Annotated in this window: 14 protein-coding genes; 4 read left to right on the plus strand and 10 right to left on the minus strand. The window is 53.8% G+C overall.

The window, feature by feature from the left end:
- The first annotated feature begins 156 nt into the window (after positions 1-156).
- Positions 157-2,667, plus strand: a complete 2,511-nt coding sequence (locus BLV85_RS00175; protein ID WP_090410890.1) for an ABC transporter permease — start codon at positions 157-159, stop codon at positions 2,665-2,667.
- Positions 2,668-2,794: 127 nt separating this feature from the next.
- On the opposite strand, the gene BLV85_RS00180 is transcribed toward BLV85_RS00175, so the two are convergent.
- Entirely contained in the window at positions 2,795-3,700 is a 906-nt protein-coding gene (locus BLV85_RS00180; RefSeq protein ID WP_090410892.1) for a hypothetical protein, read from the minus strand.
- A 160-nt stretch (positions 3,701-3,860) separates the two neighbouring features.
- Here BLV85_RS00180 and BLV85_RS00185 point away from each other — a divergent pair, with 160 nt between their 5' ends.
- From BLV85_RS00185 to BLV85_RS00195, 3 genes are all read left to right on the plus strand, one after another.
- Positions 3,861-4,505, plus strand: coding sequence for a TetR/AcrR family transcriptional regulator (locus BLV85_RS00185; protein ID WP_143032271.1), 645 nt, complete (start codon positions 3,861-3,863; stop codon positions 4,503-4,505).
- 40 nt (positions 4,506-4,545) lie between these two features.
- Positions 4,546-5,589: a metal-dependent hydrolase gene (locus tag BLV85_RS00190; RefSeq protein ID WP_090410894.1), complete on the plus strand. Its 1,044-nt coding sequence runs from the start codon at positions 4,546-4,548 to the stop codon at positions 5,587-5,589.
- A gap of 99 nt (positions 5,590-5,688) precedes the next feature.
- The gene (locus BLV85_RS00195; protein WP_245725017.1) at positions 5,689-6,933 is read left to right on the plus strand and encodes an EAL domain-containing response regulator; all 1,245 of its coding nucleotides are present in this window, start codon (positions 5,689-5,691) and stop codon (positions 6,931-6,933) included.
- On the opposite strand, the gene BLV85_RS00200 is transcribed toward BLV85_RS00195, so the two are convergent.
- From BLV85_RS00200 to BLV85_RS00240, 9 genes are all read right to left on the minus strand, one after another.
- Positions 6,934-7,476, minus strand: a complete 543-nt coding sequence (locus BLV85_RS00200) for a dihydrofolate reductase (RefSeq protein ID WP_090410896.1) — start codon at positions 7,474-7,476, stop codon at positions 6,934-6,936.
- Positions 7,473-8,267: a thymidylate synthase gene (locus BLV85_RS00205; RefSeq protein WP_090410898.1), complete on the minus strand. Its 795-nt coding sequence runs from the start codon at positions 8,265-8,267 to the stop codon at positions 7,473-7,475. The genes BLV85_RS00200 and BLV85_RS00205 overlap by 4 nt, the downstream gene beginning before the upstream one ends.
- A 137-nt stretch (positions 8,268-8,404) precedes the next feature.
- A complete protein-coding gene (locus tag BLV85_RS00210; protein WP_090410900.1) occupies positions 8,405-9,343 on the minus strand; it encodes a CysB family HTH-type transcriptional regulator in 939 nt (312 codons plus the stop codon).
- Positions 9,344-9,461: 118 nt separating this feature from the next.
- A complete protein-coding gene (locus BLV85_RS00215) occupies positions 9,462-10,553 on the minus strand; it encodes a sulfate/molybdate ABC transporter ATP-binding protein (protein WP_090410902.1) in 1,092 nt (363 codons plus the stop codon).
- Complete coding sequence (cysW, locus tag BLV85_RS00220; protein ID WP_090410905.1) at positions 10,543-11,433, minus strand: sulfate ABC transporter permease subunit CysW; 891 nt, start codon at positions 11,431-11,433, stop codon at positions 10,543-10,545. Before cysW ends, BLV85_RS00215 begins: the two co-directional genes overlap by 11 nt.
- 17 nt (positions 11,434-11,450) lie before the next feature.
- A complete protein-coding gene (gene cysT, locus BLV85_RS00225; RefSeq protein WP_090410907.1) occupies positions 11,451-12,284 on the minus strand; it encodes a sulfate ABC transporter permease subunit CysT in 834 nt (277 codons plus the stop codon).
- A 112-nt stretch (positions 12,285-12,396) separates the two neighbouring features.
- Complete coding sequence (locus BLV85_RS00230) at positions 12,397-13,401, minus strand: sulfate ABC transporter substrate-binding protein (protein WP_090410909.1); 1,005 nt, start codon at positions 13,399-13,401, stop codon at positions 12,397-12,399.
- Between the two features lie 27 nt (positions 13,402-13,428).
- Positions 13,429-14,892, minus strand: coding sequence for an alginate export family protein (locus tag BLV85_RS00235; protein WP_245725018.1), 1,464 nt, complete (start codon positions 14,890-14,892; stop codon positions 13,429-13,431).
- A 286-nt stretch (positions 14,893-15,178) separates the two neighbouring features.
- A complete protein-coding gene (locus tag BLV85_RS00240) occupies positions 15,179-15,352 on the minus strand; it encodes a YezD family protein (protein ID WP_090410913.1) in 174 nt (57 codons plus the stop codon).
- Positions 15,353-15,380: the final 28 nt, after the last annotated feature.

Below are 15,380 nucleotides of genomic sequence, written 5' to 3' on the forward strand. Positions count from 1 at the left end.
CCAAGCATCTTGCATAATGAATATTTTTGTGAACAGTGAGTGGTTGCCAGCCAGCCAATGCCGGGAGCGCGGGCTTGCCTGTCAGCAAACCTGCGTGGCTGCAGACGCGTGCCATGTGGCGCGCAGTGCACTCTTCCAATCTGAGGTTTACTTGAAATGAATATGATCAGACTCTCCGCACGGATGTTGTTACGAGACTGGCGCGCGGGAGAATTGCATATCCTGACCCTGGCGCTTGTCATTGCTGTCAGTGGCGTCGCGACGGTTGGTTTTTTCTCCGACCGGGTGCAGAAGGCGTTGGTGCGCGAGAGCAACCAGTTACTGGGTGGCGACTTGCTGGTCACATCCGATAGCCCCTTGCTGCCCGCCTATGCCGAGCGGGCACGCAAGCTGGAGCTGGAAACGACCAGCCTGACCCGCTTCCCCAGCATGGTCAGCTTTGAAGACAATAACCTGTTGACGGGCATCAAGGCGGTGGCGCCCGGTTATCCGCTGCGGGGCGTATTGAAGCTGGCCGATCCGCCGACTGATGATACGGCCATCCGGCCAGTCCGGATGGCGCATGGCATTCCCCGGCCAGGCACAGTCTGGATCGACGAGAAAGTCATGACAGGGTTGAAAGTGACGGTGGGGGACAAGATCGAAGTGGGTGCCCTGGAAATGATGGTCACAGCCCTGGTGGCCAGCGAACCGGATCATTCGGTTGGATTCGTCAGCATGAACCCACGGTTACTGATGAACGAGGAGGATCTGGCAGCCACCCTGCTCATCCAGCCCGGCAGCCGTGTCAGCTATCAATTGCTGGTGGCCGGAGACGAGCATCGGGTGGCCAAGTTCAGACGCTGGATCGATGACAGGCTGGCGCCGAACGAACGGGTCGAAGGGATCCAGGACGCACGCCCGGAAATACGCTCGGCACTGGACCGTGCCAGCAAGTTCCTGAGTTTGGCTGCTCTGGCCAGTGTCGTGGTGGCGGCTGCTGCGGTCGCGTTGGCCACGCGCCGTTTTATTCAGCGTCATTTGGATGGTTGTGCCGTCATGCGCTGTCTGGGCGCAACCGAGTCGGATTTGATGCGCCTGTATTTATACTATTTTGTGATGCTGGGGACGGCCGCGAGCTTGCTGGGCTGCGTGTTTGCCGGATTGGCACAGGAGGTGCTTTCGCACTGGCTGGCTGAGTTGATCGGCATCCAGTTGCCGCTGCCAACGGCATTGCCCGCCATGCAAGGCATGCTGACCGGCCTGGTGTTGCTGCTGGGTTTTTCCCTGCCTCCGCTGCTGAATTTGCGGCAGGTGCCGGCCTTGCGCGTGATCCGGCGTGATCTGGAATTGACCAATGTACATAGCCTGGCCGGCTATGGATTCGGGCTGGCCATGCTGTCGACATTGTTCATCTGGAAGGCGGGCTCGCTCATGCTTGGCATCATGATCATGCTGGGCTTTCTGCTGGCGATAGTTCTGTTCGGACTGTTCGGTTTGTTGCTGATCAGACTGTTCTTGCTGGCCCGCCCGCAGGGATCGAGCCCCTGGAGCTATGGCCTGGCCAATATCCGCCGGCGGGCGATTCCCAGTCTGGTGCAGGCGACTGCATTGGGACTGGGGTTGATGGCCTTGCTGACGTTGACGCTGACGCGCAATGATTTATTGCAGGACTGGCAGTCCCGGCTGCCGGAGGAGGCGCCCAACCGCTTCCTGGTGAACATTCAGCCGGATCAGCAGGCAGCGTTGATGACATTTTTCGATGAGCACGCGATTGTGCGGCCGGAAATTTTTCCGATGGTGCGCGCGCGCTTGATGAAAATCAACGACCAGGCTGTCAGCCTCGATGATTATCCCGATCCGCGCGCCAAACAAATGGTCAACCGGGAGTTCAATCTATCCTGGACGGATACGCTGCAACAGGACAATGAAATTGTGGCGGGCCATTGGTGGAAGGCAGACGTTATTTCATCCGAGCCGGAGCTGTCGATGGAAGTGGAGTTTGCCAAGACCCTCGGCCTCAAACTCGGTGACCGACTGACATTCTATACCGGCGGGGGAGATTTCTCAGCCACGATCACGAGTTTGCGCACGGTGGACTGGGATACCTTTCATGTCAATTTCTTTGCCGTGGTGCGCCCCGGGGTGCTGGATAACTATCCGGCCAGCTATGTCACCAGTTTCTATCTGCCGTCCGAGCGGGCAAGAATCCTGCAGGATCTGGTACGCGCGTTTCCAAATATTCTGATTATCGATGTCGCGACCGTGATCGAGCGGGTGCAAAGCATGATCGAGCAGGTCACGCGCGCAATCGAGTTTGTGTTTCTATTCACCTTGCTGGCGGGGTTCGCTGTCATGTATGCCGCGATCGCCTCGACACAGGATGAGCGCATTTATGAAGCGGCAATTTTCCGCACGCTTGGGGCAAGAAAACAGCAGCTTGCGCGCGCCTGGGCGGTGGAATTCGCGATTCTGGGCGCGCTGGCCGGAATTTTTGCAGCGGCGGGCGCGAGTGTGCTCGGCTACCTGATCGGTAAATATGCCTTGCATATCACCTATACCCCCAATATCTGGATAGGGCTGGTCGGCATACTGGTCGGTGTGGTGGGTGTGACCGTGGTGGGCCTGCTGGGCACGCGTGCCACGCTCTCCGAACCACCGTTGCTGACGTTGAAGAAAATCGCCTGAGGCACTTATGCTGGAAACCTGCTCCAGCTGTAGAAGGTACAGCTGGAGCAGGAGATCATTCAAGACATACGATCAAGAGAACTGCCCTGCACGGGGTTCTCGCTGCGTCTGCCGGATTTGGATTGCATCAGTAATTGAAATTCGGCAAATCACCGATACCACCCATATCATTTGGATCAATGAATTGTCCACCAATATTGATCCAGGTTTGGCCGGTATAGGCATCGTGAATCGATATGGCTTCGGTCTGGAAGCAATCAGGCACCCGATCATTGCGCATGGTGGTTTGGGTGGCATGGGTGATGCTCGAATCAGTAATAGTGATTCCGGGATCGCTTGCGAAATCTTCCATCACTTCGTCAGTCACGTCCAGGCAAATATCTGTGTTGATTGTTAACGGAGCCTGGTCAGGTGACGCATTGATGACACAAACTGCAGTATTGCCCGAAAATGAATCGGGAATATTGCCAGGCCCATTGTTAAATGTGACGCCCCCCCATTCGGATTTCAGAACATCGACCGTAGTCAAAATTGAAATGCCGGTCGGTGCCGCTACTTCTTCCTCAGGCGCTTCGCAGAAATCGGTGTCTGGCGGCAGCTTGATGCATTGGCCATTGGTCGTGATGTTCACGGTATTGCCGCTCTGGGTATAAACAAAACCAGCCGGGATATCGTCGGTCTTGCAGGCGGGGATGCTGCCATCGCCACCGGATTGGGTGATGTCGGCCAGAAGAGTCGATACCGGGCTGATTTGGGTTGGGTTGTCATAGCCCCAGGGGCCGCCCAATACATACACATTCTGATCTTGCGTATTGATGCCGGCGTAAATATTGGTCTGCGGATAATAGCGGAACCGCCAGGGATCGAGTGAGTGGGTGGCCTGGTGGGTGGGGAACAAATGCGGGAATGTTCTCTCTGCCCAGTTGAGCAGGGTTTCGGTATCGCTGCTGAGATCGGCGAATGCGCTGGAGGTTTGTCCAATCAGTACGCTGGCGCAGGCGGCGATGAGAGATGCCTTGATTGTTTGCTTCATGTTGATGGTCTCCATCGGTAGTTAAAAATAGTATATCGACAACGAACTTGTCGCTTGGCTGGAAAAAAGCGTATGGTGACAGGTTCCCGGCAGCAACAGTGTGGGATATATACTATGTTTCGGGTTTTATTTCCAGATTATGAAACCAGAGGAGGCTGACATGACGGCAAACAATGATGCGATGCGCGAAGCCATTATCGAAACCGCGATGGTGCTGGCGGCACGTTCATCCTGGGAGGCATTGCGCCTGCACGAGGTGGCGGAGCAGCTGGCGATTTCGCTGGATGATATCCGCTGCTGTTTTCGTGAAAAGGATGAGCTGATCGATGCCTGGTTCGACCGGGCCGATAGCCATATGCTCAGGGAAGCCGAGTCGGCCGGATTTCTCGAACTGGCGCCGGCCGAACGGGTTCAGCATCTGATCATGGCCTGGTTGAATGCTCTGGCCGTGCAGCGCAGGGTTACCCGGCAAATGATCGCTTCCAAACTGGAAATTGGCCATATCCATATCCAGGTGCCCGCCATCATGCGCGTCAGCCGGACCGTGCAATGGATCCGTGAAGCCGCTCACCGCGATGCCACGTTTGTCTGGCGCGCGCTTGAGGAAAGCGCGCTGACCAGCATATATCTCATGACCTTTTTTTTCTGGATGCGGGACGAATCCGAAGATGCGCGCTATACCAGCCAGTTTCTGCAGCGTCACCTATCGATGCTTCCTTGGCTGGCGGGTTCTAACCAGCGTGCGCATCATGCCAATGGGCAGGCTGTTTCCCGTCCACGTCAGCTCCCGTTACAGCTCGATTGATCTGATCGGATCAAACTTCCTGTCAAGGCGCTGAACAGGCATGGATCCCGTCACGCATATCCTCAGTGGCGCACTGCTGGTGCGGACCGTGCAGCCGGCCGGCCCGGTCCGGTTGCGGCGGCAGCAAATACTGGTGGGGGGTGTGGCGGCAGCTTTTCCCGATATCGATATCGTTTTGCGATTGGTCGATACCCTGACCTATCTCAACTGGCACCAGGGGCTGACCCATTCCTTGCTGATGCTGCCCGGCTGGGCATGGCTGCTGGCGCATTTGTGTGCCAGATGGCTGGGGCAGCGTGCCGCCTGGCGCAATTTTTTCATTCCGGCCTGTCTCGGGCTGCTGATTCATATCCTGGGCGATCTGGTGACGGCCTATGGTCTGATGCTGTTTGCGCCAATTTCCAGCAGCCGCTTTGCCTGGCCGCTGGTTTTTGTCATGGACCCATGGCTGACAGGGCTGATCATCCTCGGGCTGGTAACAAGCCTGTACAGGCCGGCCAAGCGTGCCTGCGCCATGCTTGCATGGCTGGGCGTGGGCGGGTATCTCGCCTGTGCGGGGTGGCTGCAAGCGGAAGCGGTCCGTGCCGCTGAGGCATATGCCGTGCAACAAAGGCTGGCACAGCATACAGTCAGCGTATTGCCGCAACCATTGTTGCCGTTTAACCGGATGCTGATCGTTGCAGAGGATGACCGGTTGCATGTGGCCTTGATCCACTTGAGGCGTGACGCGCCAGCCGAACCCGTCGATGGCGGGAACTGGTTGCGTCAGATGGCGGCTGCCTATCGTCCGCTGACGATGGCCGACTGGCAAGTATACGGTTTATACGCCGCGCCTTCCCCGGCTGAGGCAGCGCTGGCCCGGCTGGCCTGGCAGCAGCCGACGATGATCCCGTTCCGCAACTTTGCAAAATTTCCGGTTCTGGATGGCATCGACTATACTGGCCCGGGTACCTGTATCTGGTTTATTGATCTGCGCTTCAAGTTACCAGGCTTGCCGCCGTCTTTTCGTTATGGCGCTTGCCGCGAGGATGAGCGCTCGTTCTGGTATTTGAAGCGGCAGCGTGGCGCATTCTGGATCGATTGAATTTGAGCCCGGAAGCTGAGAGGGTGATCGGCTGCACTGGTTCGCTCGTTCCATGCACACCGATCCATGCAACGGAGGTTTCCGGATTGCATTATTTTTATGAAAGCGATTTATATGACCGAATTATCCGCCATCAAGATTTTGATTCTCGATGATGATCCCTTCATACTGAAGATTCTGGCGCGCATGCTGGAAAAACAGGGGGTGGTGCATATCAGTTGCTGTGAGCGGGGCGAGGATGCACTGGTGCTGATCGATGACGCTGAGCGTCGGCCCGATCTGATTCTGCTCGATCTCAACATGCCTGGCATGGATGGCATCGAATTCGTGCGTCATCTGGTCGGCCGCCGCTATGTCGGCAGCCTGATTCTGGTCAGCGGCGAGGATGAGCGCATGCTCAGAACAACCGAGAAGCTGGTGCAAGCGCACAAGATCACCATTCTGGGTTATTTGCAGAAACCCGTGCAGCCCGAGGCATTGGAAGCGTTGATGATCAAGCTGGCGCCTCCCGTGCAGCAGCGTGAGCGTGCGAGCGGTGTCAAGAAAACCTATGATGGCCCAGCTGTCGAGGCTGCCATCGAGGCGGGTGAGCTGGTCAACTATTATCAGCCGAAAGTCCGGGTCGATACCGGCGCGCTGGCTGGTGTGGAAACGCTGGTGCGTTGGCAGCATCCCGAGGATGGGATCATTTATCCCGATCAGTTTATTGGTGTGGCGGAGAAACATGGCCTGATCAATGCCCTGACGCAGAAGGTGCTCGAGCAGGCTTTCGCCCAGGCTAGGCTATGGCAACAATCGGGCTACGAATTGAAAGTGGCAGTCAACGTATCGATGGATAACCTGGCATCGCTCGATTTCCAGGATGTCGTGGTGCGATTGGCCGCCAAGTCTGCTATTCCACCGAACAAGATCGTGCTGGAAATCACTGAAAGCCAGCTGATGGGCGACGTGCGTGTTTCACTCGAGATTCTGACCCGGTTGCGCCTGAAACGTTTTCATTTGTCGATCGATGATTTCGGCACGGGCCATTCCTCGCTCGCGCAGCTGCGTGATATTCCGTTCGATGAGCTCAAGATCGATCAGGGATTTGTGCACCGCGCCTGGGAGAGTGAAACGCTGCGTGTAATTTATGATACCAGTCTTGCCCTGGCCAAGCAGTTGAACATGGAAACGGTCGCGGAAGGCGTGGAAGACAGGGGGGACTGGGAATTGTTGCGTCAGACCGGCTGCGATCTTGCGCAGGGCAATTTCATCGCCAAGCCGATGCCGGCCGATAGGCTCAGTCATTGGATGAAAGAGTGGCAGACCCGGATCGAAACCGAGTCGCTGGTGGCCAAGGATTGATCATTGCGCAGCCGCTGGGTTTGCGCCGGTTGGCGGTAAGTGGCTGGCTGATTTGCGATCCAGCACCACGAAATGGTATGTCAATCCGGATGTATCATCCTGCTGGATTTCGCGCGAAATTTCTTGCCAGGCATCGCGCGCGTAGGCCGGAAAAAAAGTATCTCCAGAGAATGCCTGCTGTATTTCAGTGAGATATAGTCGGTCGCAGTAGGGCAGGGTTTGCTGGTAAAGCTCGGCCCCGCCGATGATGAAAATCGTTCGCGTGTCTTCGCCAAAGCGTTCGAGTACCGCTTCCATCGAGGTTGCAATTTCGACGCCTGGCAGTTGCAAATCCGGCTGACGGGTGAGCACAACATTCACGCGCCCAGGAAGTGGCCGCCCGATCGAATCGAATGTGCGCCGCCCCATGACGATGATCTGGCCCATGGTCAGCGCCTTGAAATGCTTGAGATCTGCGGGCAGGTGCCAGGGCAGCGCGTTGTCGCGGCCGATCACCCGGTTGGCCGCGACTGCGGCCAGGATGGCAAGCTGGGGCCCGGTCATACCGCGACCGGCGCATGGATGGGGGGATGGGGATCGTAGTGCTGCAAGCTGAAGTCCTCGTACTTGAAATCGAAAATATTGGTGACTGTGGGATTGAGCTGCATGCAGGGCAGCGCTCTGGGTTCTCGGCCGAGCTGCAGCCGGGCCTGATCGATATGATTCAGGTACAAATGCGCATCGCCAAAGGTATGAATAAACTCCCCAGGTTGCAGTTGGCAGCATTGCGCGATCATGAGTGTCAGCAGTGCATAGGATGCGATATTGAAAGGCACGCCCAGGAAAATATCCGCGCTGCGTTGGTATAACTGGCAGGACAGTTTGCCATCCACGACATAAAACTGAAACAGTACATGGCAAGGCGCTAGCCGCATTTTGCCGAGATCGCCGACATTCCAGGCGGAGACCAGCATCCGGCGTGAATCAGGGGTTTCCCTGATCTGCTGAATGACCTGCGTAATCTGGTCGATCGAGTCCTTGTCCGTAATCGTCCATGAGCGCCATTGATGGCCATAGATCGGCCCCAGATCTCCATTCTGATCTGCCCACTCATCCCAGATGGTGACCTGGTTCTGCCTGAGATACTGAATATTGGTGTCGCCGCGCAGAAACCACAACAATTCGTGAATGATCGATCTGACGTGACATTTCTTGGTGGTCACCAGTGGAAACCCCGCCTGCAGATCAAAACGCATCTGATAGCCAAAAATGGACAAGGTGCCGGTGCCGGTCCGATCGGTTTTTTTACGGCCATGCTCGAGCACATGCCGCATCAAATCGAGATATTGACGCATGAATAGCCCTGGTTGATAGTTACCTGACGTGTATCATACACGACTGGGCGTATTATCTCGCTCCAGGAATGGGGCGCAGGCGTATGCAAGCGCGTTTCTGCCCGGGCAGTGAGCGATAAACACGAAAGCCGATCGCCTCATAACGGCGGGTCCATTTCCTGTTCAACATTCATGCGAACAACAGCTTCATTGATCGTGGGCACACATAATTCCATGAACCGGTAAGCATAACTGCGCAGATAATGGTTCTGCCTGACAGAAATATAGGTGGTATTTTGTTCGAATAGATCGGCGCCATTCAACCTGACAAGATGGGTATCTTTTTCGGGGATGAACGCGACCGAAGCGATAATTCCTACCCCGAGGCCAAGATTCACATAAGTTTTGATGACATCCGCATCCAGGGCTGACATGGCGATATCGGGGGTAAGCCCGGCGCGAATGAATGCCTGATCGATCCGGGAACGGCCAGTGAAGCCTTCATGGTAAGTGACGATTGGAAATTCCGCAATTGCTTCCAGAGTGAGGCCGGGAACGGAGCACAAGGGGTGTCCGGTGGGTACAATGATAATGTGATGCCAGGAGTAATAGGGGAAGGAAACCAGGTATTTGGTATCCTTGAGCGCTTCGGTCGCAATGCCGATATCGGCCTGATCACCGAGCAGCATGGATACGATTTCACCCGGACTGGACTGATGCAGCACAAGATGCACTTTGGGAAACGCTTGTTTGAATTGAGTGATGACGGCAGGGAGCGCATATTGCGCCTGGGTATGGGTGGTGGCAATGATCAATTGTCCCGTGTCATGACAACTGAATTGCTCGGCCAGCCGTTTGATATTGCGGGTGTCCAGTAAAATGCGCTCGACAATTTTGATCAGCGCCTTGCCGGGCTCGGTCAGACCGGTGAGCCGCTTGCCTCTGCGTACGAACAATTCAATATTGAGTTCGTCTTCCAGATCTTTGATATGCTTGCTGACACCTGACTGTGAAGTGAACAGCTTGTTGGCCACTTCGGTCAGATTGAAGTTCTGACGAACGGTTTCGCTGATGATACGAAGTTGTTGAAAATTCAATGTGCGTCTCGCTGATGTTGGCTGTATGGGTTAAATCGTATGGCAGATCAATTCAAGGGATGTGTGTGCAATGCATGTTTCCCGGCAAAGCGATCAAACTGCTCTGAGGCAGAGCCAGCTAGGAGGCAAGCAAACTTTGGTTGGCTGGATCTGGAAAGAAATCCAAGCGGCGAGGCCGGATATAAACCTTATCCCCTTTTGCCAGCTGTAACGCCCGGAAGCGCTCCTTGCTCAATTCGACCTGGATGGTGTCCTGGTTTTGATGATTGTTCCGGACAAGTTCCAGTTTGACCACGCGGCCTGTAGAAAGCACATGTACAACGCGTGCCGCAAGCGCCGGTTCACCGTTGATTTCCCGTTCCACTTCAATCTCATGTGGCCGCACATAAGCAATGGCTTCAAACGCATCGGCCTCGGCATGTTCCGGCGCGTGAATTTCAATATTATCAATCCATGCTCGGCCACGCTGTACCCGGCCATGAAATAGATTGACGTGACCCAGAAATTCGTAAATGAATGGATTGGCAGGCTTTTCATAAACCTCGTCGGGGGTGCCGATTTGTTCGATACGGCCCTGGTTCATCACTACGACTCTGTCAGCGACTTCAAGGGCTTCTTCCTGGTCATGGGTGACGAAAATGCTTGTGATATGCATATCATCGTGCAATTTGCGTAACCAGGCGCGTAATTCCTTGCGTACCTTGGCATCGAGCGCGCCAAACGGTTCATCCAGTAACAGCACTTTGGGCTCCACTGCCAGCGCCCGCGCGAGCGCGATACGTTGCCGCTGCCCGCCAGAGAGCTGATGTGGATAGCGGTCTGCCAGCCAATCCAGTTGAACCAGTTTAAGCAAATGGGTGACGCGTTGATCAATTTCCTGGGAAGTGGGGCGATGCTTTTTCGGGCGAACCCGCAAACCAAACGCCACGTTTTCAAAAATGGTCATATTCCGGAACAGGGCATAGTGCTGGAACACGAAACCCACTTGGCGATCGCGTACATGCTTGCTGGTCGAGTCTTCGTTATTGAACAATACCTGTCCGCTATCCGCTGTTTCAAGTCCGGCGATTACCCGCAGCAATGTGGTTTTGCCTGAACCGGAAGGGCCAAGCAAGGCAAGCAATTCGCCGGGTTTGATAGCGAGATGGATATGGTCAAGTGCAACGAAAGATCCGAATTGTTTGGAAAGATTGCTGATTTCAATGCTCATGGTTAATTTCTCGTGGTTGATGTTGTTTTGCGAGGCGGTGTTCCACCAAAGTTTTGGCTGCGAGGGTTATCAGAGCGAGCATTGCCAGCAGCGAAGCGACTGCAAAGGCGGCTGCAAAGCTGTATTCGTTATAGAGAATTTCGACATGCAGCGGCAGGGTATTGGTGCTGCCACGTATATGGCCTGAGACGACGGATACGGCTCCGAATTCGCCCATCGCCCGTGCATTGCAAAGAATGGTGCCATATAGCAACCCCCATTTGATATTGGGAAGCGTGACCCGCCAGAGCGTCTGCCAGCCGTTTGCACCCAGTATCACAGCAGCTTCTTCCTCTTCTGTTCCTTGCGCTTGCATCAAAGGAATGAGTTCGCGTGCAATAAACGGTACGGTGACAAAAATGGTCGCCAGGACAATGCCTGGGACAGCAAATATAATCTGAATGTCATGTGCTGCCAGCCACGGTCCTAACCAGCCTTGCAACCCAAAAACCAGTACATAGATCAAACCGGCCACGACGGGAGAGACCGAGAAAGGCAGATCGATCAGCGTGATCAGTATGTTTTTTCCACGGAACTCAAATTTGGCGATCGCCCAGGCAGCCGCAATGCCAAATATCAGATTCAGTGGGACGGCAATTGCCGCGGCGGTGAGGGTCAGTCGCATTGCCGCCAATGCATCGGGCTCGGTGATGGCAGCATAATAAACATCCCACCCTTTTTTGAGTGCTTCATGGAAAACCGCTACCAATGGCACGAAAAGAAACAATGCCAAAAAGGTTAGGGCGAGCCCAATTAATATCCAGCGTACCCAGGCGGACTCTTCGGCAATCCGTGCGCTTTGCAGCCTGCCGGAAGATAGCGTTTGTGCAAGTGTCGTCATGAGAGTTTATTTCCGTTTTATGCCAGCGAGTTGCGGTGGCGATTCCACCATTGCAGAACATTGATAATCAATAACAGCGCAAATGAAATTACCAGCATCACGACGGCGATAGCCGTCGCACCAGTGTAATCATATTGTTCCAGCTTGGTGATAATCAGCAGTGGCGTGATTTCTGAAATCATCGGCATATTGCCCGCAATAAAAATCACTGATCCATATTCACCAATGGCACGCGCAAAGGCCAGTGCGAAGCCAGTTGTCAATGCAGGAAGAACCGTTGGGAAAATAATGCGTTGAAAGGTTTGCAGGCGTGTTGCGCCCAGCATGGCGGCGGCTTCTTCCAGCTCTGGTTCAATATCTTCCAGTACGGGTTGCACGGTACGGACAACGAACGGCAATCCAATGAATGTCAGCGCGACGAAAACGCCTAGGGGCGTGTAGGCGATTTTTACGCCTAGCGGTTCCAGGTATTGACCGATCCAGCCGTTGCCTGCGTAGATGGCGGTGAGCGTAATGCCGGCCACAGCAGTCGGCAGGGCGAAGGGGAGGTCGATCAAGGCATCCACAAAGCGTTTGCCCGGAAATCGATATCGTACCAGCACCCAGGCTACCAGCAATCCAAACACAGCATTGACCAATGCCGCAGCCAAAGAAGCGCCGAATGTCAGACGGTATGATGCCACGACCCGGGGTGCGGTCACTGTCGCCCAGAATTCTTGCCAGCTAAGCTCTGCTGTTTGAATAAACGTCGCTGAGAGAGGGATCAGAACAATCAGGCTCAGATAAAGCAGGGTGAACCCCAACGCCAAACTGAAGCCTGGCAAGACACTATATTGTTTAAAGGTACTCACAATCTGAACTCCTGGTGATCAAGGTGTCATAACTGGCCTGCAGTACAGTTAGCAAACTGGAACAAGTGATGTTTGCCGGTATGAGCGAACGACTGCGTCAAATTGGCTGTTATCAATACTCGTAAATTTTGTCGAATAAACCGCCGTCACTGAAATGAATCTTTTGTGCGTTTTGCCAGCTACCGAATGCTTCATCCACTGTAACCAGGTTGAGTTTTGGAAACTGATGGGTATAGCGCGCTGCAATTTTCGGGTCACTGGGGCGGTAGAAGTGTCGTGCGGCAATTTCCTGGCCCTGCTGGGTGTAGAGATATTCCAGATAGGCCTGTGCAACATCTCTTGTGCCATGTTTGTCGACGTTCTTATCGACGAGTGTTACCGGTGGTTCGGCAAGAATGCTGATTGAAGGAAGGATAATTTCGAATTTATCCGGGCCGTATTCCTTGATGGCCAGAAAGGCTTCATTCTCCCAGGAAATGAACACGTCCCCGATGCCGCGCTCAACAAAAGTTGTGGTTGACCCGCGTGCGCCGGAATCAAGTACCGGGACGTTTTTATAGAGTTTTGCCAGAAAATCGCGAACCTGGGTTTCATTGCCATCATATTTCCTGAGCGCGAAGGCCCATGCAGCCAGGTAATTCCAGCGTGCGCCGCCAGATGTTTTGGGATTGGGGGTGATGACGGCGACGCCGGGTTTGATCAAATCATCCCAATCTTTAATTCCTTTGGGATTTCCCTTGCGGACCAGCAAAACAATGGTCGAGGTATAAGGGGAGCTGTTATGAGGCAGACGACTCTGCCAATCCTTGGGGATCAGGCCAGATCGTTCACTGATTTCATCGATATCATAGGCAAGCGCCAGGGTGATGACATCGGCCGGCACACCGTCGATGACCGCCCGCGCTTGCTTGCCGGCGCCCCCATGTGATTGTTTGACGGATATTTTTTCTCCGGTTCTGTTTTGCCAATCCTGGATGAACGCTTGATTGAATGCCTGATACAACTCCCGGGTTGGGTCATAAGAAACATTGAGAATGCTCCTGTCGGCCAGTGCGTGGTGACTGACAAGCAGGCTGGATGCAACCAATCCGGCGGATAGCCATATACTGAATTTCATAAGAATGCCTTTCATGAGAAATGGATATTATTTAAATGCGCTGACTGATACTTCTACATAGAAAAAATTACTGCCGGAAGCGGTTTCACCTAACGTGGCCAGTTGCCGGTTCTTGACAAATTCACCATTGAACCAGCGTGAGTAACCCACAGTGGCGTTGACATGTGACGTCAATTTATAGATTGCCCGGAGATCGATGGCGTGTCCGAGAAAATCGCCGCTGTTGCCAGTGCGGTCACGATTGCCGCCTCTGCCGTTGAGCAGATTGTTGAAACGATCAGTTTTGCTGGCTAACCAGAACCCGTTGTAGCCACCGTCGATTCTTAGATCAGTATGCGGTTGAAATTCAAGCCTGATTTTGGGTGCTTTGATATTCTCCGGTACAAAATAATCATCTGCTGACCAGGGGCGCGCAAACCCGAAGAATCTTTCAAAACGATTGTTTACATTGTAGTTGGGATCACGATCACCGCTCACAAAGCCATAGAAAGCACTGATGCGCGGTTTCCAGCTCAGTTGCTGAAAGGTATGGCCGAACTCCAGGAAATAAGCCCAGGCCGCTTTCTTCTGTCCGTTATCGCGCCCAAACTGATAAACTGTGCTCAGGTCAAAGTCTATTTCGGTGCCGGGCAATACCCCATAAGCGCGCAGGGCAGGAGAATGAATTTCCCGTTTGGCTTGTGTGCCTCCCTTGTCGTCTTGCATGAGGCCCATGTAATAGGGTTGCAAGGTGACGACCTCGGACCATTTGCGCCAGTGACCGATCGCACCGTAAAACCATTGGCTTTTGTTGCGACGGTCAAATTCGTCTATGAGCCTTATCACCAGCTGCATGCCCCATCCATCGATTTCCCAGTCATTGGCTTCCTGACCAAGCGTGACGCGAAACCCTTCGAAGTTATTGGTGGTATTCCGCCACTGGTTATTGCCCAACAAACGCCGGTCTAATGCTTCCCAGGCCATGCGGCCGCCCCGGATTCTGATGGGGCGATGATTCCCTAAATCATCTTGCCCTAATGCACCCCTAAAATAGAGTTCGCCATAAGTTTGAATCAATTCAAATTCATTCCAGTCCCGATTGTCTTTTGGAAACTTGCCGTGATAGCGACGCGCATCCTCAAATTCAACCACGAGCCGCAAAGGATCCAGAATCTCCCTGATGCCTACATAGGCCCGGGTTCTCAGTAAAACGGGATGATCGGTAGTGATCCGGTCACGGCGAAGATCATTGTTACGCAATTCATAGCGAACGCGGTGATCCAGCCCAACATCCAGCCAGTAGAGATCCTTGAAGGCATCAATGCCGGTTTTTGCCAGATTGCGCACGTAGCGGGGCGGATCGGTCTCGGGATGCGTGCTGTAGCTGCGCGCACGTTGGTAAAAAGTGCCAGGTTTGGCGTCCTGTACCGGATTGCCGGCAGCGGTTGGCGTGTGTATGACGCCAGCTGAACGACCGGTATTCGTTAATTGGTTTTGAGCAGTCTGCAACATGTTTTGTTGAGTTGTTTGATCAGTTGATCCAGTAGTGATTATGTTTTTTTCTGCCTGAACGGAACCGGCAGTTAAAAAGCTGTTAGCCAGCAGAATCCAGATAAATCTGGCATGCTTCATTTGTTACCCCCTTGATTCTGAAGGAAAGCGCTTCCGGTTTTCCGGTCAGGTCGTATCCAGTTGTGGTGACCTTTCTCCTCCAGTTATCTGGTCGGGGTAAAACTCAAATTTTTCCAGGCATGGTTGGGCGTGATTGAGTTTGTTGATTTGTCATTCGATTGATGAGTTAACCCGGATGGCCAATGCGAATTTTTTCTCGACATTCGATTTGAACGACTTTTCCCTCATGGATGACGATTTCAACCGATCCATACTTGATCTGTTGAATCGCGCGAAAGATTTGCTGTTCAATCTCAACAGGCGTCTGTTTCCGTTTTGTTGGAGCAATGCCGATAGTCATGATGTTTGGAATGAATGTTTATCGAGTT

Source organism: Nitrosomonas halophila, from assembly GCF_900107165.1.
Classification (GTDB): Bacteria; Pseudomonadota; Gammaproteobacteria; order Burkholderiales; family Nitrosomonadaceae; genus Nitrosomonas; species Nitrosomonas halophila.

Coding starts and splice junctions, on each gene's coding strand:
- BLV85_RS00175 (WP_090410890.1), top strand. CDS start 157: ATGAATATGATCAGACTCTCCGCACGGATGTTGTTACGAGACTGGCGC.
- BLV85_RS00180 (WP_090410892.1), bottom strand. CDS start 3,700: ATGAAGCAAACAATCAAGGCATCTCTCATCGCCGCCTGCGCCAGCGTA.
- BLV85_RS00185 (WP_143032271.1), top strand. CDS start 3,861: ATGACGGCAAACAATGATGCGATGCGCGAAGCCATTATCGAAACCGCG.
- BLV85_RS00190 (WP_090410894.1), top strand. CDS start 4,546: ATGGATCCCGTCACGCATATCCTCAGTGGCGCACTGCTGGTGCGGACC.
- BLV85_RS00195 (WP_245725017.1), top strand. CDS start 5,689: ATGAAAGCGATTTATATGACCGAATTATCCGCCATCAAGATTTTGATT.
- BLV85_RS00200 (WP_090410896.1), bottom strand. CDS start 7,476: ATGACCGGGCCCCAGCTTGCCATCCTGGCCGCAGTCGCGGCCAACCGG.
- BLV85_RS00205 (WP_090410898.1), bottom strand. CDS start 8,267: ATGCGTCAATATCTCGATTTGATGCGGCATGTGCTCGAGCATGGCCGT.
- BLV85_RS00215 (WP_090410902.1), bottom strand. CDS start 10,553: ATGAGCATTGAAATCAGCAATCTTTCCAAACAATTCGGATCTTTCGTT.
- cysW (WP_090410905.1), bottom strand. CDS start 11,433: ATGACGACACTTGCACAAACGCTATCTTCCGGCAGGCTGCAAAGCGCA.
- BLV85_RS00230 (WP_090410909.1), bottom strand. CDS start 13,401: ATGAAATTCAGTATATGGCTATCCGCCGGATTGGTTGCATCCAGCCTG.
- BLV85_RS00235 (WP_245725018.1), bottom strand. CDS start 14,892: ATGTTGCAGACTGCTCAAAACCAATTAACGAATACCGGTCGTTCAGCT.
- BLV85_RS00240 (WP_090410913.1), bottom strand. CDS start 15,352: ATGACTATCGGCATTGCTCCAACAAAACGGAAACAGACGCCTGTTGAG.